General features: G+C 73.1%; 27 protein-coding genes. 9 read left to right on the forward strand and 18 right to left on the reverse strand.

The window, feature by feature from the left end:
* Positions 1–269: 269 nt before the first annotated feature.
* Positions 270–1,343, forward strand: a complete 1,074-nt coding sequence (locus ACZ5XZ_RS16670; protein ID WP_468978444.1) for a beta-propeller fold lactonase family protein — start codon at positions 270–272, stop codon at positions 1,341–1,343.
* 310 nt (positions 1,344–1,653) lie between these two features.
* A complete protein-coding gene (locus ACZ5XZ_RS16675) occupies positions 1,654–2,004 on the forward strand; it encodes a peptidase inhibitor family I36 protein (protein WP_468978445.1) in 351 nt (116 codons plus the stop codon).
* 9 nt (positions 2,005–2,013) lie between these two features.
* Here ACZ5XZ_RS16675 and ACZ5XZ_RS16680 read toward each other — a convergent pair whose 3' ends face one another.
* A complete protein-coding gene (locus ACZ5XZ_RS16680; protein ID WP_468978447.1) occupies positions 2,014–3,975 on the reverse strand; it encodes a bifunctional serine/threonine-protein kinase/transporter substrate-binding domain-containing protein in 1,962 nt (653 codons plus the stop codon).
* A 222-nt stretch (positions 3,976–4,197) separates the two neighbouring features.
* Positions 4,198–4,776, reverse strand: coding sequence for a helix-turn-helix domain-containing protein (locus ACZ5XZ_RS16685; protein WP_468978449.1), 579 nt, complete (start codon positions 4,774–4,776; stop codon positions 4,198–4,200).
* A 93-nt stretch (positions 4,777–4,869) separates the two neighbouring features.
* Between ACZ5XZ_RS16685 and ACZ5XZ_RS16690 the strand changes: the two genes are divergently transcribed.
* Complete coding sequence (locus ACZ5XZ_RS16690) at positions 4,870–5,772, forward strand: alpha/beta fold hydrolase (protein WP_468978451.1); 903 nt, start codon at positions 4,870–4,872, stop codon at positions 5,770–5,772.
* 42 nt (positions 5,773–5,814) lie between these two features.
* On the opposite strand, the gene ACZ5XZ_RS16695 is transcribed toward ACZ5XZ_RS16690, so the two are convergent.
* On the reverse strand, positions 5,815–6,546 hold the full coding sequence (locus ACZ5XZ_RS16695) for an SDR family oxidoreductase (protein WP_468978452.1): 732 nt from the start codon (positions 6,544–6,546) through the stop codon (positions 5,815–5,817).
* Between the two features lie 186 nt (positions 6,547–6,732).
* Between ACZ5XZ_RS16695 and ACZ5XZ_RS16700 the strand changes: the two genes are divergently transcribed.
* Positions 6,733–7,146 (forward strand): VOC family protein, encoded by a 414-nt coding sequence (locus tag ACZ5XZ_RS16700; protein ID WP_468978453.1) that lies wholly within the window; start codon positions 6,733–6,735, stop codon positions 7,144–7,146.
* A 92-nt stretch (positions 7,147–7,238) separates the two neighbouring features.
* Here ACZ5XZ_RS16700 and ACZ5XZ_RS16705 read toward each other — a convergent pair whose 3' ends face one another.
* A complete protein-coding gene (locus ACZ5XZ_RS16705) occupies positions 7,239–7,796 on the reverse strand; it encodes a GNAT family N-acetyltransferase (RefSeq protein WP_468978618.1) in 558 nt (185 codons plus the stop codon).
* 48 nt (positions 7,797–7,844) lie between these two features.
* On the opposite strand from ACZ5XZ_RS16705, the gene ACZ5XZ_RS16710 reads away from it, so the two are divergent.
* Complete coding sequence (locus tag ACZ5XZ_RS16710) at positions 7,845–8,465, forward strand: TetR/AcrR family transcriptional regulator (RefSeq protein ID WP_468978455.1); 621 nt, start codon at positions 7,845–7,847, stop codon at positions 8,463–8,465.
* A gap of 34 nt (positions 8,466–8,499) precedes the next feature.
* On the opposite strand, the gene ACZ5XZ_RS16715 is transcribed toward ACZ5XZ_RS16710, so the two are convergent.
* From ACZ5XZ_RS16715 to ACZ5XZ_RS16735, 5 genes are all read right to left on the reverse strand, one after another.
* Positions 8,500–8,970, reverse strand: coding sequence for a hypothetical protein (locus ACZ5XZ_RS16715; protein WP_468978457.1), 471 nt, complete (start codon positions 8,968–8,970; stop codon positions 8,500–8,502).
* A 135-nt stretch (positions 8,971–9,105) separates the two neighbouring features.
* Positions 9,106–9,498, reverse strand: coding sequence for an ArsC/Spx/MgsR family protein (locus tag ACZ5XZ_RS16720; protein WP_468978458.1), 393 nt, complete (start codon positions 9,496–9,498; stop codon positions 9,106–9,108).
* Between the two features lie 49 nt (positions 9,499–9,547).
* Positions 9,548–10,201 carry a GTP cyclohydrolase I FolE gene (gene folE, locus ACZ5XZ_RS16725; protein ID WP_468978460.1) on the reverse strand — a complete coding sequence of 218 codons (654 nt, stop codon included), beginning with the start codon at positions 10,199–10,201 and terminating at the stop codon, positions 9,548–9,550.
* A gap of 1 nt (position 10,202) precedes the next feature.
* Positions 10,203–10,631 (reverse strand): hypothetical protein, encoded by a 429-nt coding sequence (locus tag ACZ5XZ_RS16730; RefSeq protein WP_468978463.1) that lies wholly within the window; start codon positions 10,629–10,631, stop codon positions 10,203–10,205.
* 147 nt (positions 10,632–10,778) lie between these two features.
* Complete coding sequence (locus ACZ5XZ_RS16735) at positions 10,779–11,324, reverse strand: DUF2231 domain-containing protein (RefSeq protein ID WP_468978464.1); 546 nt, start codon at positions 11,322–11,324, stop codon at positions 10,779–10,781.
* A gap of 145 nt (positions 11,325–11,469) precedes the next feature.
* Here ACZ5XZ_RS16735 and ACZ5XZ_RS16740 point away from each other — a divergent pair, with 145 nt between their 5' ends.
* On the forward strand, positions 11,470–12,192 hold the full coding sequence (locus ACZ5XZ_RS16740; RefSeq protein ID WP_468978466.1) for a helix-turn-helix transcriptional regulator: 723 nt from the start codon (positions 11,470–11,472) through the stop codon (positions 12,190–12,192).
* A 48-nt stretch (positions 12,193–12,240) separates the two neighbouring features.
* On the opposite strand, the gene ACZ5XZ_RS16745 is transcribed toward ACZ5XZ_RS16740, so the two are convergent.
* Positions 12,241–12,858 carry a TetR/AcrR family transcriptional regulator gene (locus tag ACZ5XZ_RS16745; RefSeq protein WP_468978469.1) on the reverse strand — a complete coding sequence of 206 codons (618 nt, stop codon included), beginning with the start codon at positions 12,856–12,858 and terminating at the stop codon, positions 12,241–12,243.
* A gap of 70 nt (positions 12,859–12,928) precedes the next feature.
* Between ACZ5XZ_RS16745 and ACZ5XZ_RS16750 the strand changes: the two genes are divergently transcribed.
* A complete protein-coding gene (locus tag ACZ5XZ_RS16750) occupies positions 12,929–14,263 on the forward strand; it encodes an alpha/beta fold hydrolase (protein WP_468978470.1) in 1,335 nt (444 codons plus the stop codon).
* 57 nt (positions 14,264–14,320) lie between these two features.
* Here the strand turns inward: ACZ5XZ_RS16750 and ACZ5XZ_RS16755 are convergent, their stop codons facing one another.
* From ACZ5XZ_RS16755 to ACZ5XZ_RS16765, 3 genes are read right to left on the reverse strand one after another with little or no spacing between them, the layout of a single operon-like run.
* Positions 14,321–15,226 carry a class I SAM-dependent methyltransferase gene (locus ACZ5XZ_RS16755; protein WP_468978472.1) on the reverse strand — a complete coding sequence of 302 codons (906 nt, stop codon included), beginning with the start codon at positions 15,224–15,226 and terminating at the stop codon, positions 14,321–14,323.
* A gap of 22 nt (positions 15,227–15,248) precedes the next feature.
* Positions 15,249–15,593, reverse strand: a complete 345-nt coding sequence (locus ACZ5XZ_RS16760) for a VOC family protein (RefSeq protein ID WP_468978474.1) — start codon at positions 15,591–15,593, stop codon at positions 15,249–15,251.
* Position 15,594: 1 nt separating this feature from the next.
* Complete coding sequence (locus ACZ5XZ_RS16765; protein WP_468978477.1) at positions 15,595–15,774, reverse strand: ribbon-helix-helix domain-containing protein; 180 nt, start codon at positions 15,772–15,774, stop codon at positions 15,595–15,597.
* Between the two features lie 187 nt (positions 15,775–15,961).
* Here ACZ5XZ_RS16765 and ACZ5XZ_RS16770 point away from each other — a divergent pair, with 187 nt between their 5' ends.
* Positions 15,962–17,326 (forward strand): MFS transporter, encoded by a 1,365-nt coding sequence (locus tag ACZ5XZ_RS16770; RefSeq protein WP_468978479.1) that lies wholly within the window; start codon positions 15,962–15,964, stop codon positions 17,324–17,326.
* Positions 17,327–17,401: 75 nt separating this feature from the next.
* Here ACZ5XZ_RS16770 and ACZ5XZ_RS16775 read toward each other — a convergent pair whose 3' ends face one another.
* The 3 genes from ACZ5XZ_RS16775 to ACZ5XZ_RS16785 all read right to left on the reverse strand — a co-directional run bounded on the left by ACZ5XZ_RS16775 (position 17,402) and on the right by ACZ5XZ_RS16785 (position 20,581).
* Positions 17,402–17,641 (reverse strand): CsbD family protein, encoded by a 240-nt coding sequence (locus tag ACZ5XZ_RS16775; protein ID WP_468978481.1) that lies wholly within the window; start codon positions 17,639–17,641, stop codon positions 17,402–17,404.
* A gap of 91 nt (positions 17,642–17,732) precedes the next feature.
* Positions 17,733–19,727, reverse strand: a complete 1,995-nt coding sequence (locus ACZ5XZ_RS16780; protein ID WP_468978483.1) for a helix-turn-helix domain-containing protein — start codon at positions 19,725–19,727, stop codon at positions 17,733–17,735.
* Positions 19,728–19,813: 86 nt separating this feature from the next.
* Positions 19,814–20,581 carry a 3-hydroxybutyrate dehydrogenase gene (locus ACZ5XZ_RS16785; protein ID WP_468978486.1) on the reverse strand — a complete coding sequence of 256 codons (768 nt, stop codon included), beginning with the start codon at positions 20,579–20,581 and terminating at the stop codon, positions 19,814–19,816.
* Between the two features lie 309 nt (positions 20,582–20,890).
* Here ACZ5XZ_RS16785 and ACZ5XZ_RS16790 point away from each other — a divergent pair, with 309 nt between their 5' ends.
* Complete coding sequence (locus tag ACZ5XZ_RS16790; RefSeq protein ID WP_468978488.1) at positions 20,891–21,421, forward strand: hypothetical protein; 531 nt, start codon at positions 20,891–20,893, stop codon at positions 21,419–21,421.
* Positions 21,422–21,440: 19 nt separating this feature from the next.
* On the opposite strand, the gene ACZ5XZ_RS16795 is transcribed toward ACZ5XZ_RS16790, so the two are convergent.
* Positions 21,441–21,944, reverse strand: coding sequence for an NUDIX hydrolase (locus tag ACZ5XZ_RS16795; RefSeq protein WP_468978490.1), 504 nt, complete (start codon positions 21,942–21,944; stop codon positions 21,441–21,443).
* Between the two features lie 105 nt (positions 21,945–22,049).
* Positions 22,050–22,667 carry a hypothetical protein gene (locus tag ACZ5XZ_RS16800; RefSeq protein WP_468978492.1) on the reverse strand — a complete coding sequence of 206 codons (618 nt, stop codon included), beginning with the start codon at positions 22,665–22,667 and terminating at the stop codon, positions 22,050–22,052.
* Positions 22,668–22,669: the final 2 nt, after the last annotated feature.

Below are 22,669 nucleotides of genomic sequence, written 5' to 3' on the forward strand. Positions count from 1 at the left end.
CGGCCGGTGCGGCGGGCACCGTGCGGGCGGTCTCGCGCGGGCCGCCCGGCGGGTGGCCAAAGGCGGGCGCCGCCGACCGGGCCGGACCCGGCCGGCCTCCGCACGGACGGATCGGCGATCCGTCCGTTCGGCCAACCGGGCGACGGCAGACCGCGTGCACCGCACAACGAGTCGGTGGCGGTTCACTCCCCTGGGGCATGGCCGAGGGCGGTGGCCCGGGATCCCTGGTCTTGTGGAGCCGTAATGATCACTATTGTTCCAGGAGAGCCATGCACCGCTTCCCTCTTACCAGCGCCCCGCCCGGCAAAGCACCCGACACGCACCATCCCAACCTTCCGCCACCGTCCCGCCGCCGTCGCCTGTGGTGGAGCTCGGCCACCACCGTGCTGCTGCTCTGCGCGCTGGCCGCGGCCGGCACACCACCGAACCCCCCGCCCCGGCACTCCGCCGCCCGCTACCCCGTGCGCGTCAGCGCCTACGTGGCCAACAGCGGCTCGGCGACCGTTTCGACGTACGACACCCGTCTGGACCGCCGGGTCGGCGACGTCCAGGTGGGCCACGGTCCTACCGGAGTGGGTGCGGCGCCGGACGGCGAGGTGGTCTATGTCGCCAACAGCCGTTCGAACACCGTCTCCTTCATCGGCACCGCCTCCCGGCTCGTCATCGCCACCGTGCATGTGGGGCGCCGGCCCTTCGCGGCGATGCCGTCCCGCGACGGCCACCGTGTGCTGGTGGCCAATTTCGGCTCGGACACGGTCTCGGTCATCAACGTACGGGCCCGCCATGTGGTCGCCACCGTGCCGGTGGGGCCGCTGCCGCACAGCATCACCACGATTCCGGACGGACGCGCCTATGTGACCGACAACGGCGGCGGCGAGGTGACCGTGCTCGACCCGGGCTCGCACGCGATCCGGGAGATCCATGTGGGGGACTTCCCCAGCGGGATCAGTTCCTCGCCCTCCGGCAACCGGGTGTTCGTCTCCAACACCGGCTCCGGCACGGTGTCGGTCATCGACCCCCACAGCGACACCGTGGTCGCCACGCTGCCGGGGGGCCGGGCGCCACTCGGAAACGCGGTCAGCCCCGACGGCAGGCGCCTGTACGTCGCCGATTCGGCCCGGGACTGCCTGCTGATCATCGACATCCCCTCCCGTCACATCGTCGGCCACGTCCACGTCGGCGTGCAGCCGCAGGGGGTCGCCGTCACCCCGGACGGCCGGCGGGTGTGGGTGACCAACGAGCAGTCCGACACCGTGTCGGTCATCGATCCCTTCGCCCGGCGGCTCCGCTCCACCCTGCCCACCGGGCACGAGCCCGAAGGCATCGCCATCACTCCGCGCTGAGCATCGAACGGAGTGGGCGGCCGGGGCCGGGACACCGCCGTGCCCGCCTCGGCACCACAGCGCATCGCACAGTCGAACAACGCGTCGCCTCACGCGCGAGGACACTCGTACAAGGCTGCCCGGAAGCGTGACAGCGACTCGAACGCCGTACGTGGCGCGGGCTGTTGCCACACACTCGTCCGTACGGCCTTGGCCTGGTCAAGGTTCCTCGGACCGGTGAGTGTGACCAGGCCAAGCCCGCCCGCACATCCGGCGCAGGCCCAGGTGGGCGCCCCGTGCGGATCACGTTTCGACTGTCACGGGAGATCCCATGCGCCACAAGCACGTCACCGCGGCACTCGGTTCCCTGGCCGCCGCGGCCGCTCTCGCCCTGGCCGCCACCGTCCCGGCGCACGCGGGGACCGGCGAGGTGTCGGACCCGCACGGCTGCCCGCGGGGCTCGGTCTGCTTCTGGCCGGAGCCCGCCTTCCACGGGGAGATGCGGGCCGTGCCGGATGCGCAGCGCGGGTGCGCGGCCACGCCCGTCCAGCCCGCGCAGTCGATCTACAACAACGGCGACCGGTCCCGCTCCTTCTACTCGGCACCGCACTGCGCGGTACAGGTCGGCGCACTGCGGCCGGGCGGCTCCGTGCAGTCGGTCTCCGTCTCCAGCTGGCAGTGACGCCGCCGGCTACCGGCCGCCGTTGACCAGCGCCCGCTGCATCGCGCCGGCCTCGACGTACCACCTCTTGAGGATCTTGCGGTACTCGCCGCTCGCCATGAGGCGGTCCAGGGCCGCCCGCACGGCGTCGCGCAGGGCCGTGTCGGCCTTGGCGACCGCGATGCCGAGGGGAAACGGCTCCAGCAGGGTGCCGCTGAGTTGGAGCGCGCCGCCGTTCGAGCGGGTCGCCGCGGTGTGGGCCGCGACCGGGAAGTCGTCGAGGCAGGCCGAGGAGCGGCGCTCGGCGACGTCGTCGTAGACGTCGGCCGGTGCGTCGAACGGCCTGATCCGCACCTTCGTGGGGACCTGCCGGTTCAGCTCGCCCAGGAGGTCATGGGCCAGCGTGCCGCGCTGAACGGCGACGGTCTTGCCGGCCAGGTCCTCGCGCCTCTCGATGCCCTCCGGATTGCCCTTGCGGACGACGACGGCGACACCGGAGCTGAAGTAGTCGATCATGTCGACGCCGCCGGTCTTCGCACCGGCCCCGGTCCCCTGCTGGCGGTCCTTGGTGTCGGTCATCGCCGACATGACCAGGTCGAAGCGGCCCCCTTGCAGGCCGGCGAGCAGGGCGTCGAAGGCGGAGTTGTGGAATCTGCAGCGCACTCCCAGCTCACGGCCGAGGGCGGTGGCGAGGTCGACGTCGAGGCCGGCGGGCGTGCCGTCCCTGAGGAACTCCATCGGCGGGTAGGCGAGGTCCGAGCCGATGGTGACGATGCCCTTGGCCCGTATCTCCGCCGGCAGCTGGGCGGAGGGCTTCCTGCTGCTGCCGGGCTTGCCCCCGGCGCTGGTACCGGTACTGCCGCCGGCCCCGCCGTCCGACCGCATCGTCCAGGCCAGCGCCCCGCCGCCGGCCACCACCCCGACGGCGGACAGCGCGGTGAGCACCCGGCGCCGGCTCGGCCCCGGGGACGCGGGCCGCTCCGGTTGGTGCGCCGGCCGGGTGGGCGGCAAGGGCGCCGGGCCGTCCGCAGCCGTGCGGGTCGGCAGCCGGTCGAAGGCGACGCCGGCGGGCTGCTCGGCCGGTGGCCGCGGCGCGAGGGTGTCCCGGGCCCTGGGGTCACCGAGCCGCGCGGACAGCCGGCGCAGCTGTGCGGCGATCGGCTCCGGCAGCCAGTCGCCGTACGGGCCCGGTGCGCCCACCCGCGCCATGAGCGCGGGCAGCGCGGGCCGCCGCGCCGGTTCCTTCGCCAGGCAGTCCCCCGCCAACTCCCTCAGAAAGTCCGGGAGTTCGCCCAGCAGCGGCTCCTCGTGCACGGTGCGGTACATGAGGATCTGCGGCTCGGCGTTCCTGTACGGGCCGCCGCCCGTCGCCGCGAAGACGATCACCCCGCCGAGCGCGAACACATCCGCCGCGCCGGTGATCTCGGGCCCGGTCATGACCAGTTGCTCGGGGGCCATGAACCCCGGGGTGCCGAGGGCGGTGCCGGTCGTCGTCAGGGCGGTGTCCGCGGCGGAGTGCGCGATGCCGAAGTCGATGACGCGCGGGCCGCCCGCGGTGAGCAGGATGTTCGACGGCTTGAGGTCGCGGTGCACCAGGCCGTGCGCGTGCACCGCGGTCAGCGCGTGCAGCAGACCGGCGGTCAGCAGCCGCACCGTGTGCTCGGGCAGTGGCCCGCAGTCGTGCACGGCGGCGGTCAGCGAGACGCCGGGCACGTAGTCGGTCGCCATCCAGGGCATGTCGTCGTGCGGCGCGGCGTCGACCACCGGCGCCACGAACTGTCCGCCCACCCGCTGGGCGGCGGCCACCTCACGGGCGAATCGCGTCCGGAAGCCCTGGTCGTCGGCGAGTTCGGCGCGCGCGGTCTTCACCGCCACCGTCCGCCCGTCCGCCGCCCGGCCGAGGTAGACCCGCCCCATGCCGCCCCCGCCGAGCAGCCCGATGATCCGGAACGGGCCGATCTGCCGCGGATCCTTCTTCGCCAGCGGTCGCACCGCTCCCCCCTTGCCAGCAGTTGTGTACGGCAGTATCCCGCACCCGCCCGTGCGCCCGGCGGCGCCTTCGGTCGGTCCGGCGCCGGGCGACCGCCGCTGTCGCCTGCGCGCGCGGGACGTCCTGCTGACCGCGGGCGCGCAGCCGCGACGGCAGGGCCACCGGGCCGGCTGCCCGCGCCAGACACGCCCGGGACCCGTTGCGCACGGGTCCCGGGCTCGGCCTCACGTCCCGTCAGCCGGGCGCGGGCACGGCTTCTCGCCGCCGGCTGCGGGTGGCTCCTCGGCGGGGAACAGGATGGGGCTGATCAGGTAGCGGGTGCGCTCGGGCGAGGGTTCGTTGACGATCCGGCGCATCAGGACGTCCCGCATCTCGTCGATCAGCGCGGCCAGTTCGTCCCGGCTGAGCCACATCGCGTGCTGGCGGTAGCCCACCAGGTCGGCGGCGGGGGCGGCACCGGGCCGGTCGAGGTAGGCGTTGAACTCGGCCAGCAGGGTCGCCATCGCCACGGCGAACACCCGCCGGTGATCCTCGGGCGGGACCGAAGCGGCGGTGGCGGCGTCGATCACCGCCCGCTCACGCCGGAGCCGGTAGCGCCGCTCGACGGCGCCGCGCACCCGCTGCTCACCCTCGACCTCCAGCAGGCCGCCGTCGGCCAGCAGGCCCACATGCCGGTAGACGGTGGCCTTCGACACGTCGGGCAGCAGCGCGCACACCTGTGAGGTGGTCAGCGTCCGGCCGCCGGACATGGTGTGCACGATGCGCAGCCGTACGGGGTGCAGGAGCAGGTCAACCGTGTCCATGGGCATACGATCTCACGAGTGATACCGTTCTCAAAGTTGAGAACAGGTGTGGAGGGGCAGACCCCTCGCACCGGCATCGCATAGGAGCAGCCCATGACCCGTACGCCACCTCCCCTGGGACGTCTGCACGACCTCGACGGCGGTCGTCGCCTGATGCTGCACCGCTCCGGCACCGGCGGGCCGACCGCGGTATTCCTGGCAGGGGCGGGGATGATGAGCCTGGACTACCTGAACATCCACAACCGTGTCGCCGCACTGACCACGAGCGTCCTCTACGACCGCGCAGGCAACGGCTGGAGCCACCCCGCCGAGCTGCCCCGCACCGCGGCCGAAGTCACCGACGAACTCCATGAACTGCTCCACGCCGTCGGCGTTCCCGGCCCCTACCTGTTGATCGGCCACTCCCTGGGCGGGGCCTACGCGCGCCATTACGCCAGGCGGTTCCCCGACGAGGTAGCCGGCCTGCTCCTGCTCGACCCCTTCCACGAGGACCTGGCGACCCGCGCGCCCCAGCAGTTGCGGGCGAAGCTCGACGAGATGCTGGACCACATGCGGAGCCAGGAGTCGGCCGAGCCCACGCCGGAACAGCTCGAACGGTCCCGCGCCCAGCTGCTCCAGCACTTCGCCGCCTGGCCGGAGCCGGTGCGCGAGCCCCTGGTGGAGCGTCACCTCGCCACTTGGCGGGCGGGCTCGCGCGAGAACGACAACCTCTACGACAAGGTCTCTGCCGAGTTCCGGCACGCCCCGGCCACCCCCGACGTGCCGCTGATCGTGCTCACGGCCATGGGACACGACGCCACCCAGGCCCATCTGTGGCCCGCCGAGCTGCTCCGCGAGATCAACGAGGGCAAGCGCGCCCTGCACGCCGAGGTGGCCGCCGAGTCCCCGCGCGGCGAGCAACGGGTCCTGGACGACGCGGGACACGGGTGGCTGCACGAGGAGCGGGCGGACGCGGTGATCCAGGCCGTCGACGACCTGATCGCAAGGGCGCTTTGACGAACAGCACCTGGCGAGGTCTCCCGTGCCGGGTCGGCCGGGTCAGGTGAGCCAGTCGGCGTAGTGGGTGGGGGCGATGCGTGCGTCGCCCTTGGTGGTGAGGACATCGCCGTCGACGGCGGCGAACATGCCGGCGGTGTCGTCGGTGACGACCGTGCGGCCGTCGGGTCGGGCGTTCAGGGTGATCCGGCCGAGTTCGTCGAGGGGATGGACGTCGGGCCCGCCGACGTTGAGGGTTGCGTTCAGCGGGGTGCCGGCGGCGACTTCGGCGACGGTGTCGGAGACGTCCTGGGCGGCGATCGGCTGGATGGGGGTGGGGGGCAGGCGGACGGTGTCGCCCTCGGTGGACATGGCCATGACGGCGTCGACGAACTCCATGAACTGGGTGGCGCGGACGATCGAATACGGGATCGGCCCGGCCTTGAGGATGTCTTCCTGCAGGACCTTGGCACGGTAGTAGGCGAGGTCGGGCACCTGGTCCGCGCCGACGATCGAGAGGATGACGAAGTGCCCCACCCCGCCCTGGTGGCCGGCGGCCACGAGGTTGTCCATCGAGGTCTGGAAGAAGGCGGGAGAGGCGTCGTCGAAGGTCGGGGAGTTCGTCAGGTTGACGACGCCGTCGGCTCCAGCCACCGCCTCCGCCACGCCCTGGCCGGTGATCACGTCGACACCTGTGGACAGCGAGTGCGGCACGGCCTCGTGCCCCGCGGCGTTCAGCTTCTTCACGACCTGCGACCCGATCAGACCGGTACCGCCGATGACTGCGAACCTCATTGCTTACCTTTCGTCGCGCACCGATAGGCCATGCGTCCAGACTGCGGCGAGGCCGTGTACGGCGCACGCCGGCCCGTACGGACGGTGGAAGATCCGCCACGCGCGGCGTCGCGGCCCCATCCGGCACCAGCAGCGCCAGTCGCGATCGGTCGGCGCCGGGGCCGGCACTGGGCTAGAAAGGCGGGTATGGAACTCACTCAGATACGTCTGTTGGTGTCCGACTTCCCCGCCGTCTACCGCTTCTACCGGGATGTGCTCGGGCTCAAGCCGCAGTTCGAGGCCGAGAGCGGCCCGTACGCCAAGCTCAGCCCCGACACCGCAAACGCCGCGATCGCGCTGCAGGACCGGGCACAGATGGCCGGCGTGCTGGGGCGGTTGGGGGCGAAGCCGGAGGGGTATCGCGCGCTGGTGGTGCTGCGGGTGGAAGACCTGGACGCCGCTCACGCCGAGCTCACCTCGCGCGGAGCGGAGTTCACCCGGGGCCCGGGTCCGATGGGCGACCGGATGCGCGTCGCGTACCTGGAGGACCCGGAAGGGAACCTGATCGAGCTTCAGGAGTGGCTGGTGCTGCGCGAGCAGGCCGGCAGCGCGCCGGCGTAGCGGGCGCGGCCGGGGCTCACGCCGGATCCCGGGACGGCCGGTGCGCGTCGGGCCGGTCGGCCCCGCGGACGACTCGGTACCGCGACCGCTCGTCAGCCGGCCTGCTCCTCGGCTCGCCACTCGCGGGCGAGGATCGCCCAGATCTGCTTGTCGTGGCGGGCGCCCCCGTAGGGCCAGGATTCGCGCCGTACGCCCTCCAGCGTCATGCCGAGTCGCTTGGCCACCGCCGCGCTTCGGTCGTTGTCGGACCGGCAGTGCCACTCGGCGCGGTGCAGCCCCCGGCAGGTGAACGCCCAGTCCAGCAGGGCGCGGCACGCCTGGGTCACCAGGCCGTGGCCCTCCGCGACCGGCTCCAGCCAGCACCCGATCTCGCACGAGCCCGCGGCGGCGCTGAAGTCCGTGAACATCACGCCGCCGACCAGTGCGCCGTCGAGCCGGATGCCGTACAGGCGGGCGCCGTCCGCGGCCTGCCGTTCGGCGTACCGGCGCAGTGTGGCCCGCGCTCCGTCGAGGTCGTCGGTGACGAACGCCGGCCCGACCCACGGTCGGATGTGCTCGCGGGCCCGTTCCAGGTGGTCGGCGAACTCCTCGGCGTGCCATATCTCCAGCGGCTCGAGGCCGGCGTTGTCCCGCAGCGGGAGGGCGAACATGGTGACCCCATTCACGTAACAAGCGTTATGACTATGTAGGCTAGCAGCATGCCACGCACCAAGGGGGATCACGAGGCCCGTCGTCGCGATGTCTCCGAGGCGGTCTGGCGGGTGTTGGCCGCGCACGGCTTCGGCGGGCTGACCCTGCGCGCCGTCGCCGCCGAACTCGGCGCCACCACCGGCCTGCTCACCCACTACTTCCCCGCCAAGCGCGACCTGGTCGCGCACGCCCTCGACCTGCTCGAAGAGCGCAGCGCCGCCCGCCCCCGGCGCGCTGCCGGGGCGGGCCTGTCCGCCGTCCGGGCTGCCCTGCTCGACATCCTGCCGCTGACCGCCGAGGCCACCGACGCCAACCGGATCTGGGTGTCCTCCTGGGATGTCGCCCTCGCCGACTCCGCCCTGAGCGGCGACCACGCCCGCAGGTACGCGCAGAGCCGCGCCAGGCTGAGCGACCTGATCGCCGCGGCCCAGCGGCTGGGCGAACTGCCGGCCGGGGACCCGGCGCGCATCGCGGCCGGCGCCCAGGCCTTCGTGCTCGGGCTGGTGGTGCAGAGCCTGTTCGACCCCACGGCGTTCCCGGCCCGGCGCCAGGCGGAGCTCCTCGACGACTACCTGGCGTCGCTGACGTCCCCGACCGCACCGCACGGCGACGGCGCGGACGCGTCCTGAGGACCACGCCTGCGCATCGGCCCGTGGACCCGGCCTACCGGGCCCGCCCCTTGCTCCACAGCCACGGGTGGTAGTGCGTGCGCCCCAGCACGTCCCCGCTGTGTGCGGCCGCCGCGAAACCCACCACCGGCGTGGAGAGGAGGGTGAGCAGCATCGGCGCGTAGCCGCCGTCGGTGGCGACTGCCACCACCGCGGTTTCGCCCAGGAACACCGTGCTCGCGACGGCTCCGGCCAGCAGTCCCCGCAGCGGGGCCCGCGCGGCGAGCCACTCGGGGGACAGCGCGAGTACGCCACCGGTCACCGCACCGAGCAGAACGCCGACCGCCATGCTTCCGCCGACCGCGGTGAGGCCGTGCACCAGGCCTGCCAGGGCGCCGCGGTGCAGTCCGGTGAGGAGCCACCCCGCGACGGAAACGATCCATACGGAACCGAAGATGATCGTCGGCACCAGTCCGATGCGCACACCGAGCCGCACACCTCGGCGGACCACCTGTCCGAACGCCACGTGCCCTCCCGAGACCCGGCCGCTGCGCGCCCTCGGCGATCGCATCGGCGTCACGGTACGTCAGGCCTGGTGGGCGTTCGGCGCCAGGGGCGGCAAGGGCGGCAGGCCACGAGGGGCGGTGCGGCGCGCGGTGGGTCAGTCGTGTGCGGCCGACGCCGGGGAGTTGCCGGGCTGCGGCAGGACGGCACGTACCGACTCCGCGGAGCGCCCCAGCACCGCGGTGCCGTCGTCCGCGGTGATGATCGGTCGCTGGATCAGGGTGGGGTGGCCGGCCAAGGCCTCGATCCACCGGGCGCGGTCGGCCGGTTCGCGCGGCCAGGTGGCGAGGTCCAGCGCGGCCGCGGCCGGTTCGCCGAGGCGGGTGATGTCCCAGGGCTCCAGCTCCAGGCGCCGCAGGACGGTGTCGATCTCCTCCGCGGTCGGCGGTTCCTCCAGGTAGTACCGGACCGTGTACCGGGCCTGTTCCGCGTCGAGCAGGGACAGTGCGGACCGGCACTTCGAGCAGTCGGGGTTGATCCAGATCTCCATGGTGCGGTGCTTTCGGTTCCGTACGGCGCGGCGGTGCGCGCCGTGGGTGTCAGGTGGTCAGCCCGGCCAGGGCGAGGAACTCGGCGCGGGAGCGGGCGTCGCTGCGCAGGGTGCCGAGGAGGGTCGAGGTGAGGGTGCTGGAGCCGGTGGCGTGGACTCCGCGCAAGGTCATGCAGGTGTGTTCGGCCTCGATGACGACGCCCACGCCCTTGGGTTCGAGTTGGTTCTGCAGCCAGTCGGCGACCTGTTTGGTGAGGCGTTCCTGGACCTGCGGGCGGCAGGCGAAGTGTTCGACGACGCGGGCCAGCTTCGACAGGCCCAGGATCCGGCGGCCGGGCAGGTAGCCGACGTGGGCGGTGCCGACGAACGGCAGCAGATGGTGCTCGCACACCGAGCGCACCGGGATGCTGCGGGCCAGGACGAGTTCGTCGTAGCCCTCGTCGTTGGGGAAGGTGGTCAGGTCGAACGGGCGGGGGCTGAACAGCTCGGCGTAGGCACGGGCCATGCGCCCGGGGGTCCCCCGCAGGCTCTCGCTCTCGGTGGAGATGCCGAGGGCCTGCAGGAACTGCCCGGCGGCGCGTTCGGCGGCGGCCGGGTCGATGCCGTCCGTCGGGTGGACGACGCGCAGCACGGCCGGGGCCGGCTCCGGTATCTCAGGATCACCGGGGGCCGGGTGCGCGGCGGTGTGGGGACGGTGGGCCATGTCAGCCTCCACCGATGCCCAGGGCGGTGAGCAGGACCAGGACGACGGTGGCGACGGCGAGGATGCCGTGCGCGGCGACCACCGCGACGGGGAAGTGCCGCTCGGCGGGCTCGGGCCGCGCGGCCGGGGCGCCCGCGGTGGCGGCTTCGGCCCGGCCGACGGGGAGCCAACGGGCCAGCATCGTGAAGCCGAGCAGGGCGACGGGCACGAGCAGCCCGAAGGCGGTCCAGGCCAGTACGTCCCTGTCGGTGATCAGGTAGACGATCCAGACGACCAGGCCGATCGCGGCGAGCGCGAAGTGGCCGAAGACGACCGGGACGGGCAGCCGGCTGCTGCCGCCCTTGGCACCTCCGCGGGAGAGCCAGGCGCCGAGCAGGTAGAAACCGCCGAGCGCGGTGATCACCCAGGTGATCAGTGCGGCGATGTCCATGAGGACTCCTTGTCGGAAGGGGGATCCCGGCACGGCAGCGGCTGCGCGCGGCCTTTGCCGGGCGGTTGTAGGGGCGGGGCGGCCGGCCGTGGCCGCGAGTCGTGGGACCGGGTGGTCGGGTGGTCGGTGGTTGCCGCGAAGGCGTGGTCAGTCGGCCGACCGGTTCGGACGGCCGCGGACGGGGGCGAATCCCTCGGCCTGGGTGGCCTCGTCCGCGACCCGGACTCCGTAGCGGTAGGCGAGCTTCCCGCCCAGGTGTCCCGAGACGGCCAACGCCGCCAGGCTCACGGCGTTCAGCGCGAGCATCCCGGTGCCGGCGCCGCCCGGTGCCTCTCGTTCCGCGTGCCGCCACAGGAAGTTCCCGGCGTACGCGGCGGTCACCAGCAGGTTGAGCGACATGTGGACGAGGGCGACGCGGAAGGCCCGGGTGCCGGGCGGGATCGCGAACAGGTCCAGGAAGCCGGGCATCGCCGCGGCCAGCGCCCCGATCACCCCGATCGCGATCAGCCACCTCGCGCCGGCGACCAGGGGGGCCGGGTCGTGCACCAGGTGGGACGCGACGTCGAGCACCAAACTGCCCACCCACGCGCCGATCGGCACGGTGACCAGCATCGGATGGAAGGGGTGCCCGTACGGACCGGCGAGCGCGGCGCTCACCGGCGCCTTGGCCCGCTCGGCCATCGGATCGTCCATGTCCACCACCACCTTTCGTCGCCACCTGGAGTTTCACCAACAAATTTTGGTCTTATTCGGCGAAGGCGTCAAGGACGCAGCCCTACGCCCCATCGAGTGAAAAGTTGCTGGTTCGACCCACGGAAATGCGCGTTAATCTGGAGAGGTGGCCTCCGACGCAACCCCGCAGCCCCCGGCGGCTGACGCCGCGATCGAGTCCGTCAGCGTCCTGGGCGAGGACTCGCGGCGGAAGATGTTCGCCTTCATCCGGCGCCAGCGCCGCCCCGTGACCCGGGACGAGGCGGCCGCCAGCGTGGGCATCTCCCGCAAGCTCGCCGCCTTCCACCTCGACAAGCTCGTCGATGCCGGCCTGCTGCGCGCCCGCTACGCCTCCCCGACCGGGATCCGGAAGGTCGGCCGCCAGCCCAAGGTCTACGAACCCACCGACAACGACATCCGCGTCAGCATCCCCGACCGTCGCCACGAGTTGCTCGCCGACCTCCTTCTGGAAGCCGTGCTGACCGAGGCCGACAGGGAAACCGCGCCGCACGCCGCCGTACGGACGGCCGGCCGGCGCGGCCGGGAACTGGGCGAGGCCGAACGCGAGCAGACCCGCCCCGGCCGGCTCGGCGCAGAACGCGGACTGAACGTCTGCGAGCGGATGCTCGACCGGCACGGCTTCGAACCGGTCCGCGAAACCCCCACCCGGCTCCGGCTGCGCAACTGCCCCTTCCACCCCCTGGCGAGCAAGGCTCCCGACCTGGTCTGCGGGATGAACCACGCCTTCCTCGCCGGCTACCTCGAAGGCCTGGAGGTCAGCGGCGTGGAGGCCGTCCTGGCGCCCCGCCCGGGCGAGTGCTGCGTCCAGCTCGACGCCGGCAAGAAGTAGCGGCTCACCGGCCCGCCCCTCCGGCGAGCTGTTGCTGAAGACCCGTTGTTACGGGGCGGGGTCGGCGCGTCGAAGGTCGCCGAACACCTCGGGGGTCGTCCAGCCGCGCAACGTCGCGGGAATCGTCGAGCGGAATGCGGCCTCGGCCGTGGCGGCGTCGAGGGCTCCGGCCAGTTCGAGCGTCACCAGCCCGTGCAGGGCGACCCAGAGCGAGAGCGCGATGAACGTCGCGTCGCCGGCGAGGACGGACTCCGCCACGGCGCGGTCGATCGCCGCGAGGAGCGGCCGGATGGGGTCGCCGGTGCCGACCGCGCCCGACGGGTCGAAGGATTGCACACCGCCGAACAACACCGAGTAGAGGTGGCTGTGTTCGCGTCCCCATCGACGGTATGCGGCGGCCAGTGCGTAGAGGTCGGCGAGGGGGTCCTCGGAGGTCGGCACCGCCGACACCTCCTGGAACAGGCCGGCGACGGCCCTGTTGCGCACCTCGCCGATCAGCCCGTCCTTGCCGCCGAACAAGGAGTACACCGCCGTCGTCGACGTCCCCGCGACAGCGGCCAGGGCGCGCACCGTGACCGACTCGCGCGGACGGGTGGCGAGCATCTCGGTCGCGCACACCACAAGCCGCTCTTTGACGCTCTCATCGTTCGTTCTCGGCCGACCCACGACGACCAGCTTACCGACTCTGATAACGTCGTTTTGAAACAGCGTTCTGAAACTACTGGAGGCCGGCCTCATGCCCACGTCCGTGATACGCCCTGCCCGCATGGCCGGCCGCCTGGTGCCGGCCCTGGCCGCCATCGCGGGGCTGGTGGTCCTCTTCCTGGCGCTCATCGTCCTCACGGACGGGGCGGGTTCGGGGCTCCCGGCGTGGTGGGCGACCCTGGTAGTCGCGACTGTCGCCGCACTGTGGCGGGGCCGGCGCCGTACCGGGCCGGCGCGGCTCGTACCGTTCCTGCCGGTGGTCGTCGCGGCGGCGCTGACGGCGTCGGTCTGCGTCCCGACCGCGCCCACGGCGCGGCGACCCCCGCCCGACCTGCCTTTCGTGGCCACCCAGCACTGGGCCCTGGCCACAGGCAGCCGGGTCGCGGTGTACCACTACCCGCCCGCGAAGACCGCCACCCGACACCCCGTTCCGTTCGTGTACCTCAACGGCGGGCCGGTGCGCGGCATCTCAGTGCTCGACCACCGGTTCCTGCAACTCCTGGCGCGACAGGGCCATGACGTCTACGCCTACGAGCAGGCCGGCGGGGGACGAAGCGACCTGCTCCCCATGGGCCGGTACACGATTTCCAGGTCGGTCCGCGATCTCGCCGCCTTCGTCGATCGCCTGGGCAAGGGCAGGGTCGACATCCTCGGATTCTCCTCGGGCGGGGTCGTGCTCACACGAGCCCTGGCCGACCCGCGCGTCGCGGCGCGCCTGCACCGGGCGATCATCGCCGACCCCGGCCCGATGGACGGCCCCACCGCGCGCCTCACCGGCCACAAGGGCCGAGAGTCCGCGCGCGACCTCGCGCCGACCATGACCGGACCGCGGTCGACACGCGTTCCCCGGTACGCCGTCGCATTCGGCCTCATGCGACTCGGGCTCCTCACCCCCGACACCGGACTGATCGGCCAGGCCGAGGGCGACAACGCGTTCGCCGCCGCCGATCTCGGCAGCGACACCGCATCCGCCTACTGCGCGCGCGACGCGCACCGCATCCCCGTGGAGGACACGGCACGGAACTTCTCCTTCAGCTCTGCCGCCAGCCTCCGCATCCAGCAGACCATCAAGGACTCCCCCGCCATCGCCCCACAACTGAGGCACTCCCGTACCCCCGCGATGCTGATGATCGCCGAGTGCTCCTCCCAGGTCCGTCAATGGGCGACCGCCGTCCTTGCCGAGGATCCCGCCATCCAGCGCACGCAGTACCTGCCCGGCGTCGGACACCACATGTGGAACGGCCTCGACGGCAACAACGACCGGGCCGCCGCCACCATCACCGCGTTCCTTCAGGACAAGCCGGCACCCCTGCCGAACCACCCGACCCTCGGCGAGATCCCCGCCTTCCTCCGCGACCACAAGTGACGACGCCCGGGTGCCCGTCACCGGCTCGGCGGCGGGCACCCGGGCGCTGCCGTGGCGTCAGGGGGCGGCAGGCCCGCCGCGTTCCGCCGGCGGCTCGCCGTCGTGGCGGATGGTGGCCAGCAGCAGGTCCTCTCCGCTGGACGGTCGGAGGCCGTCGGTGCGATCGGCGAAGTAGCGCTCGGCGTGCGAGGCTCCCGGCACGTGTCGGGCGTCGTCGAAGCCGGCTTCGCGGGCCAGGGCCAGCATCTCGGGAGGGGTGTAGAAGCTGATGAACGGCGTTCCGGATGCTTGTGCGCCTTGCCGGCTCGCCCGGAGGCCGGGGCGATCGGCGTCGTCGAGCAGTTCGATCGGCAGCAGGAAGGTCATGGCGAGCGTCGAGCCGGCGGCGAGCCCGGCGATCTGGCGCAGGGTGGCCGCCGTGGCGTCTTTGGTGAGGTACATGGTGACGCCGGTGGAGACGATGACCGCGGGCCGATCGGCATCGAATCCCGCAGCGGCCAGTTTCTTCAGCCAGTCCTCGCTCGCCTCGAAGTCGACCGGCACCAGGTGCAGCCAGTCGGGGATGCCGTAGCCGAGTTCGACCAGGCGCCGGCGCTTCCATGCCTGGGGGCCGGGCTGGTCGACCTCGAAGACCCGTAGGCGGGAGGCGACCTCCGGCCTACGTTGGGCGAAGGTGTCCAGGCCGGCTCCCAGGACGACGTACTGGGTGACGCCACGGTCGGCCTGCTGGACGATCAGGTCCTCGATGAAACGGGCGCGGGCGACGATGGCCGCCCGGAATCCTCTGGTGGCGTGCGGGTCCATGTCCGGGCGGCGGCGCCAGTCGTCGTCGGATCCCGCCAGCCGCAGGCCGATCTCGTCCTCGAGCACATGCGGTGGCGAGTCGGCCCGGACGTGCAGTGCCCGCCACAGGGCGGTGCGCACCGCGGTGTTGTCCGGCTCCTCGGTCTGCGCGTCTGCCATGGTGTCCCCCTCTTCGACGCGGTCAGTTCTCGGCGGGAGCCTGGAGGCTCCACAGCCGCCCGTCGGGGTCGCGGACGGTCATCTCCCTGGTCCCGTAATGGGTGTCCTCGAAAGGCGTGACCACCTCGACGGCGGGATCGGGACGGAAGGTGTCGGCGTCCGGCACCTTCAGCACCATCTGCGTCCGGGGCTCCTGGTCCTCGGGAATCTCGGCGATGAAGACGTACGGCCCGTCGCCGTTGCGGAGCCGGCCGGAGTTGTGGTCGGTCGAGAACTCCAACTCGTAGCCGAGCGACTGGAAGAACTTCGCCGCCCTGCCCCAGTTGTGGGTGGTCAGGAAGACCGCCTCGATGCCTTCGGTCGCCATGTCAGGCCCCCTTCTCGGTCGATTGCTGTTCGCGCCCATGAGCGTCGTCGAGGTAGGCACGCAGTGCGTCGGCGACCAGCGCCGACAGCGACATACCCGACTCGATGGCGCGGTACTTGACCTGCTTGATCAGCCCGATCGGCAGGTAAACGTTGAACTGCTTGACTTCCTCATCGCTCACGAGGGCGATGCTAGCATCCTAGCAAGCTAGTCCGCAGTGTCGACGTGCGGATCCGCCCCGCGTCATGGTGCCCGCGCGCACGGTCGGGGCCCGAAGTGTGGCGTCCCGCCACATGTGCGCCTGACCTGCACGTTCCTACGGTGTGGCGACACGGATCGTTGCTGCCCATCGTCAGGAAGTGGTGCCGATGCCCTCCCCCGCGACCGCTGCCCCACCACCCACCAGCCTCAAGCGCATCGTCGCCGCGAGCCTGATCGGCACCACCATCGAGTGGTACGACTTCTTTCTCTACGGATCCGCCGCCGCGCTGGTGTTCAACAAGCTCTTCTTCCCCGGTTCCGACCCCCTCGTCGGCACCTTGCTGTCGTTCCTGACGTACGCGGTGGGGTTCGCCGCCCGGCCCCTGGGGGCGCTGGTCTTCGGGCACTACGGGGACCGGCTGGGCCGTAAGCGGCTGCTCGTGCTGAGCCTGCTGATGATGGGCGGTGCGACCTTTGCGATCGGGCTGCTGCCGACGCACGCCGCGGTCGGCACGGCGGCGCCGGTGCTGCTGACCGCGCTGCGGCTGGTCCAGGGGTTCGCCCTGGGCGGCGAGTGGGGCGGCGCGGTGCTGCTGGTGTCGGAGCACGGCGACGCCCGGCGGCGGGGGTTCTGGGCGTCCTGGCCGCAAACGGGCGCGCCCGCGGGGCAGTTGCTGGCCACCGGCGTGCTGTCGCTGATGACGGCGCTGCTGCCGGAGGCGGCGTTCGTGGCGTGGGGGTGGCGGGTGCCGTTCCTGCTCTCGGGCGTGCTGGTCGTCGTCGGACTGTGGATGCGGATGTCGGTGGATGAATCGCCCGTCTTCCAGGCGGCGTTGCACAGCGCCGAGGCCCGGCGGGCACAGGGCGCGGCGGTGGAGAAGCCGCCGCTGGTCGCGGTCCTGAGGCACCACTGGCGCGATGTGCTGATCGCGATGGGCGCGCGGATGGCCGAGAACATCTCGTACTACGTCGTCACGGCGTTCGTCCTGGTCTACGCGACGGCGCACACCGGGCTCGGCCAGCAGACCGCGCTGAACGCGGTGCTGATCGCCTCGGCGTTGCACTTCGCGGTGATCCCCGCCTGGGGCGCGCTGTCGGACCGGATCGGGCGCCGTCCGGTCTATCTGCTGGGCGCGGTCGGCGTCGCCGGCTGGGCGTTTCCGTTCTTCGCGCTGGTGGACTCCGGCCGGTTCGGGCCGCTGCTGCTCGCGGTGAGCGTCGGGCTGGTCTTCCACGGTGCGATGTACGCGCCGCAGGCGGCGTTCTTCGCGGAGCTGTTCGCGACCCGGATGCGGTATTCGGGTGCCTCGATCGGCGCCCAGTTCTCGTCGGTGGTGGCCGGGGCGCCGGCCCCGCTGATCGCCACGGCGCTGCTCGCCGACTACGGCGGCCCGACGCCGATCGCCCTGTACGTCATCGGCGCCGCGCTGCTGACGCTGATCGCGGTGGGCGCGGCGCGGGAGACCCGTAGCCGGGATCTCGCGGAGGTGGCGGGGGCGGCGACGGAGTCCGCGGAGGTGGCGAAGGCGTGATGTACGGCGGGGGCGTGACGGGCCGTGGGACGCTCCGGGAGACGGGCAGCGGGCCCGCCACGCCCCCGCCGGACGTCAGGGCCGCTCGCCCTTGGACCGCAGGGAGTCCTTGGCGCCCCGGATGTTCTCCGTCGCGTCCCGGACCTTCTCCTCGGCCTCCCCCATGGCGCTCTTGGCCTTGCCCTTGACCTGGTCGGTGCGGCCCTCCGCCTTCAACCGCTCGTCGTCGATGGCCTGGCCCGCCTTCTCTTTGGCCTGGCCCGCCCTCTCCTTGGCCTTGCCCTTCATCTTGTCCCTGGCGCCTTTGTCCGGCATATCCAACTCCTTGTGTGTCCGGGGAAGGAACGAAAGCTCCGGGTCCACGCTGCCGCAGGCCGCGCGAGCGCGCACCCGGAGCCGGCTCCCGCTACTCCTCCGTATCGCGCGCCAGGGCCCCGGAGAGCTGGTGCAACCGCAGCGCCAGCTGGATCTCCAGGGCGCGGGCGGGGGTCTGCCAGTCGGGTCCCAGCAGCCGGCCCACCCGTTCCAGGCGCTGGGCGACGGTGTTCACATGGACGTGCAGCTCGTCCTTGGTGCGGGCCGGGCTCATCCCGCAGGCGAAGTAGGCGCTCAGGGTGCGCAGCAGCTCCGTACCGCGACGGGCGTCGTAGTCGGCGACGGCACCGAGCGTGCGGTGGACGAAGCCGTCCACATCGCGGGTGTCGGCGAGCAGCAGGCCGAGGAAGCCGAAGTCGGCGGCGGCCGCGCCCTGTCCGGCCCGGCCCAGGAGGCACAGCGCCTCCCGGCAGCGCCGGGCCTCGGCGTAGGCGTCCGCGACGGCCGCGGGGCGGGCGGCGGGCGCCGGCACCGGGCCCGAGGCGCCGACCGTGACGGGGGCGCGCAGCGCGGCCCGGAGCCGGGTGGCGATCCGGCGGGCGGTGTGCGCCGGATCGCCGTCCGGTCCGAGCGGCAGCAGCAGGACGGCGCCGCCGTCCCGTACGGCGGCCAGGCCGTGGCAGGTGGCGGCGAGGTGGGCGGCCGCCGACCACAGGCGCCGGCGGTCGGCGCCGTCGGGAAGCGGCGGGCCCGCGCAGCCGGATGTCCGCGCATCGGCCGGCCGCGCCGCCAGGACCACATGGGGCGCGTCCAGGTCGGCGCCGACCCGGGCCGCGCGTTCGCGCAGCAGGCGGGGGTCGCGGCCGGCGGCGTCCAGGAGGTCGTCCAGCAGCTCGCCGCGCACCCGCGCCTCGGCCTCGCCGGCGGTCCGGCGGGCGAGCAGGAGCAGGGAGGTGACCATGGCGGCCCGTTCCAGGGTCCGCTGGTCGACCGGGTCGAGCGTCGGATGGCCGCGCAGGACCAGGGCGCCCAGGACCTCGCCGCCCGCCCACACCGCGGCGACCCAGTGGGCGCCGTCCCGTACGGCGTGGCCGTCGGCGCGGGAGCGGTCCAGGGCGGCGGCCGGTGCCCGCTCGGGATCGACGAACTCCACCTCGCCGTCCAGCACTTCGGCCACCGCGTCCGCGACGTCCCGCACCCCGCCGCCGCGCAGCACCAGTTCGGTCAGCCGGTCGTGGATGTCCGAGGCCCGCTCGATGACCGCACTGCGGTCGCGGATGATCTCGTTGGCGGCCTCCAGTTCGGTGAGCGCCTTTCGGGTCTCGGCGAGGAGGCGGGCGGTGTCGATGGCGACGGCCGCGTGCGCCGCGTGGGCGGCCAGCAGCGCGATCTGGCCGGGTTCGAAGACCCGCTCGCGGCGGTCGGCGGCGAAGAGGACACCGATGACACCACTGCCGAGCATCAGCGGCACTCCGAGGATCGCCACCAGCCCCTCGTCGCGGACGCCCGAGTCGATGGTCCGGGTGTGCCGGAACCGCTCGTCGTGGAAGTAGCTGTCGGTGACGTACGGGCGGGCGGTCTGTGCGACCAGCCCGCCCAGCCCCTCGCCCATGCCGAGCCGCAGCTGCTGGAACCGCGCGGAGACCGAACCGTCGGTGACCCTCATGTAGGTGTCGCCGGCCGACGGGTCGTTGAGGGTGAGGTAGGCGACCTCGGTGCCCAGGAGGGAGCGGGCCCGGCGGACGATGGCGCGCAGTACGGCGTCCAGGTCGCGCAGCCCGGCCAGGTCGTGCGCGGTGGCGTGGAGTGCGGACAGCTCGGCCTCGCGCCGCCGGCGGTCCTCCAGCTCGGTGCGCACCCGCAGCGCGAGGAGCTTGGCCCGCTCCAGTGCGGCGAGCCGGCCGGCGGACGCGCCCTCGGCGCGGGCGAGCAGCACCGGGCGCTCGTAGTCCTCGGCGGCCGCCCCGGTGGCCAGCAGGTCGAGAAAGCCCAGGTCGCCGGGAGCGGGGCCCTCGGCACGGTCGTGGGCGGGGGCGGCGGGCTCGGTACCGGCCGCGGGCGCGGGCGTCGGCTGATCGTCGGGCATGGTCACAGGGATACCTTCGGGTCGTCGCCGCGCGCCAGGGTCCGCCGCCCTCGCACCGGAGGCGAGGCGCGGGCGGAGCGGAGCGCTCAGTGCGCCGTCCAGCCGCCGTCCAGGACCAGCGAGGCGCCCGTCATGAAGGACGCCTGCGGGGTGCAGAGGTAGGCGACGGCCTCGGCGACCTCCTCCGGTTCGAGCAGTCGCTTGAGGGCGGAGTCGGCGAGCAGGATGTCGGCCAGTACGCGCTCCTCGGGGATGCCGTGTGCCGCGGCCTGGTCGGCGAGCTGGCGCTCGACGAGGGGGGTGCGGACGTATCCGGGGTTGATGCAGTTGCTGGTGACGCCGTGCGGGGCGCCCTCCAGGGCCGCGGTCTTCGACAGGCCTTCCAGGCCGTGCTTGGCGGCGACGTAGGCGGACTTGAAGGGCGACGCCCGCAGCCCGTGCACGGACGAGATGTTGATGACGCGGCCCCAGCCCTGCGCGTACATATGGGGCAGCGCGCCGCGCAGCAGCCGGAAGGGGGCCTCCAGCATGACGGTCAGCACCTCGTGGAAGACCTCGGGCGGGAAGGCCTCGATGGGGCGGACGAGCTGCATACCGGCGTTGTTGACCAGCAGGTCGGTGCCCGCCGCGGCCCGTTCGGCGGCGTCCAGATCGGTGAGGTCCAGGGGGCGGGGTTCGATGCCGCCGCGGGCGCCGTCCGGGAGCGCCGCGGCGAGCCCGGCCAGGCCCGCCGCGTCCCGGTCGACGGCGCGCACCGTGGCGCCGGCCGCCGCCAGCCGCAGCGCGCAGGCGCGTCCGATGCCGCCGGCCGCGCCGGTGACGAGGGCGGTGCGGCCGTCGAGTGCGAGGGACACCCGACCCGGAGTGCCCGGTGTGCCCGGTGTGCCCGGGGCACCCGGGATTCCTGGTTCTCCGGGGGTTCCCGGGGTACCGATCATGGTCATGTCCGCACCCTAGGCAGCAAGGCGGGCGGCACCGATGTGTCACGGCCCCACACTTCGGGGACCGGGTGTGGCGGCCGGGCACGCCCGCCGTGCCACCGTGCCCTGCCCCGGGCACGCTTCACCCGATCGGCCGTCCCGGATCGCCGCGGCCCCGCGGGGCTCCTAGCGTCGTACGACGCAACGTGCCGTCAGTGCACCGCCGCCACGAGGGAGTCCGACATGCGCAGGCTCATCGCCCTGCCGACCGTGCTGTTCGCCCTGGCCGCCGCGGGTTGCGGGGAAGCGGAGAACGGCGGGACGACGACCGCTGTGCCGTCGTCCGCCGGTACGGGAGCGGGGCCGGGCCCCGAGCAACCCGGCGTCCCCTCGCCCGCCGTCCCCGGGCAGCCGGTGAGCTGCGGCACGATCAAGGACGCCCTGGGCACGGCCGGCGATGTCGCGCTGTACGCCGATCCGGGTGCCGGCGGCACGGTGGGCTGCGCGGAGGCCCGCGACGTGATGTCGGAGTTCCTGCTGCGGGCGCCGCGGGAGGGCGACAGCGACCAGGGCACGCTGGCCGTACGCGGCTGGTTCTGCCAGTACGAGAGCGGCCCCACCGGCACCTGGATCACCAGCTGCCGCAAGGACCGGCGCGAGATGCACACCGAGGAGCCGGCCGACTCGCCGGACTCCCCCGGCACGTCCCAGCTGCCCACGCTCCCCATCGAGCCGTCGGGCCCGATGGAGGAGCCGTCGACGGAGGAGCTCTAGGCCGACGGCGCCGGGGAGCCTACGCCGGGAACCGCCGTCCCTCCGGCTCCTCCCCCATCCCGTGGAACCACGTCGGACCGGCCTCCACGGCCCGCTTGATGCGGGTGCGCGAGTACTCGTCGAGCTCCGGCAGGGCGTCCAGCGCGAACCAGCCCACGTCCAGGGACTCGTCGTCGTTGACCCGTGCCCGGCCGCCGATCGCGCGGCAGCGCAGCGTCACGTCCATGAACTGGCAGACGTCCCCGTTGGGGTAGTGCGTGGGCGCCATGGTCTCGACGAGGACGACCTGTTCGGCGACGACCCGCACCGCGGTCTCCTCGTAGACCTCGCGCAGCGCGGTCTCGGCGGGCTGCTCGCCCGGTTCGGGGATGCCGCCGATCACCGACCAGCCGCCGGTGTCGGCCCGCTTGCCCAGCAGGACACGGCCCTCGTCGTCGAAGACGACCGCGCTCACCCCGGGCAGCCACAGCAGCTGCCGGCCGATGGAGTTCCGCAGGTCACGGATGAAGTCGGGCGTTGGCATGCTTCGACCCTACGGGACCGGGCCGGCGGCCGGGGCCGCGGAGAGCCCCCCGGCCCCGGGCGGAGGTCCCCGCCCATTCGCCCGCCCACGCGCCCGGCCCCGCGCTCAGGCGCCCGCCGCGGTCCCGTTGCGCGGGGTGAGCCGTCGGCGGACGGCGCGGACGGCGCCCTCGGCGTCGTCGACGGTGATGGTGAAGGTGCGCCCGTCACCGAGCTTGAGCACCAGGCCCTCACCGCGGCGCACGACCACGGCCGTGCCCTGCTCGGGGCGCCAGCGGTAGCCCCAGCCGCCCCAGTGGCGGGGGGTGACCTGCGGCGCGAAATCGGCGTCGACGACGGTGTCGAGGGGGATCCTGCGGCGCGGCACCCCTATATGGCCGCACCGCACTTCCAGGCAGTCCTTGTCGACGCGTACGGCCACATGGACGAAGGCGAGGGTGCCGAAGAGCACCAGAAGGCCGGCCGCGACACAGCCGACCACCGACATCACCAGGGGCGCCAGGCCCGAGGTCCAGTTGCTGTCGACGGCGAGCTCGATGCCCAGCGCGAGACACGCCGCGCCCACCGCGGCCAGGAGCCACTGGATGCGGTTGGTGGCGCTGCCGTGCCAGACCTCGGGGAGCTCCGCGTGGGAGCCGCCGAGGCGCGGCGCCGGTCCGTCGGCGCCGCCGGCAGCGCCGTGGTCGCCGGGGGCTGCTGCCCCCTCGTGGGGGTGGTCCCTCATGA

The organism is Streptomyces sp. NPDC033270, from assembly GCF_055576575.1.